The sequence below is a fragment of the Streptacidiphilus neutrinimicus genome, assembly GCF_000787815.1.
In the GTDB taxonomy this organism is placed as follows: Bacteria; Actinomycetota; Actinomycetes; order Streptomycetales; family Streptomycetaceae; genus Streptacidiphilus; species Streptacidiphilus neutrinimicus.
Genome location: NZ_BBPO01000109.1, coordinates 6,247 through 7,912, shown reverse-complemented (window position 1 = coordinate 7,912; position 1,666 = coordinate 6,247). Strand labels below are relative to the sequence as shown.

The 1,666-nt window shown below is 67.5% G+C and carries 1 pseudogene; it reads left to right on the top strand.

Annotated elements, in window-relative coordinates:
* Positions 1–218: 218 nt before the first annotated feature.
* Positions 219–1,666 (top strand): annotated as a pseudogene (locus TR48_RS43920) (RHS repeat-associated core domain-containing protein); the annotation flags it as partial.

Sequence of the window (1,666 nt, the reverse complement as noted above, 5' to 3'; positions counted from 1 at the left end):
CCCTGCCCACCCTCCCGGCCAAGGCCCCCGGCGCGCCTCGCGCGGACCTGGGCCATCCTGTTCACGTAACTGCCGTCCCGGTCGGCCATCTGCCACCCCGTCACCAGGCCCCAGCCTATAGGCCCACTGCCACTCACTGGCCCTCCGCCGCGACGTCAAGCCTGCCGCTGGGCACCGCTCCCACGCACGCGTCGACTGCTCCGGTGTGGGGTCAGGCCGTGGCCGGCCTCGGTGCCGCCTATACGGGCCCGACCTCACTGGGCATCAAGGTTCTGCCGCACAACGCCGCCGTTGCCGCTGGAGTCACCGGCGTGCTCGCGCAGGTGACCCCTACGAAGGGCGGACACGGCAGGGTCCGCCTCGGCTTCGACTACTCCTCTTTCGCGCAGGCCTACGGCGGTGACTACGCCCAGCGTCTCCACCTCGTGGAACTGCCCGCCTGCGCGTTGACGACGCCCCAGATCCCAAAGTGCCGGATCCAAACGCCACTGGCGAGCAACAACGACGCCGTCAAGAAGTCCGTCTCCTCCACCGTCACCCTCGGCACCGCCAGTACCACCGCACCCGGCAGCCCTACCGTCCTGCCGAGCACCTCTCTGCACCCTTCGACCACGGCGCCCGCCTCCGGCACCGGGGCGATGGTCATGGCGCTGACCTCGTCGACCTCGTCGGGGGATGGCGGCAGCGCGGGAGGCCAGTACGGTGCCACCTCCCTCAAGCCGTCCGGATCCTGGAGCTCGGGCGGATCATCAGGGTCGTTCGAGTACACCTACCCGATCAGTCTGCCTTCGGCGATCTCCGGGCTGGCGCCGTCAGTTGACCTGTCCTACGACTCCGGCAGCGTCGATGGGCAGACCGCGGCGACGCAGGCCCAGTCCTCCTGGGTTGGTGACGGCTGGTCGACCGCGGACAACTACATCGAGCAGTCCTTCGAAGCGTGCTCTGGACAGCCGGAAGGCGCGACGCTGCCGACGGCGGACCAGACCGGCGACATGTGCTACGACGGTCCGATCCTGACCATGTCGCTGAACGGCTCCTCGGTGTCGCTGATCGAGGACTCGAACGGGAACTGGCACCCCAGCAGTGACAACGGAGACGTCGTCGCCCACGTCACCGGTTCCGGTAACGGATCTGGGACTTATAACACTGACTACTGGACCGTGACGGATCGTTCGGGCACTGTCTACGAGTTCGGCCGCAACGAGCTGCCGGGCTGGGTGTCGGGCAACGCCACGACGAACTCAGTCGACAGCGAGCCTGTGTACTCCTCGCAGTCCGGTGACCCCTGCTACAACGCCACGTTCACCTCCGCCGAGTGCACGATGGCGTACCGCTGGCACCTGGACTACGTCACCGACGTACACGGCAACGCCATGGCGTACTACTACGACCAGGACACCAACCACTACGCCGGCGACAACGGCGCGAAGAACGGCTCCAGCAGCTACAGCTACGTGCGTGATAGCCACCTGGACCACATCGACTACGGCTTCACCGCGGGCAACGCCTACGGCACGATCCCGGACAAGGTCCTTTACGCCACCGGCGACCGCTGCCTGACCGGCACCTGCGACCCGCTGAACTCCACCAACGCACCCAACTGGCCCGACGTCCCCTTCGACCAGGTCTGCGCGGTCGGTGCCACCTGCACGAGCTACGGACCGTC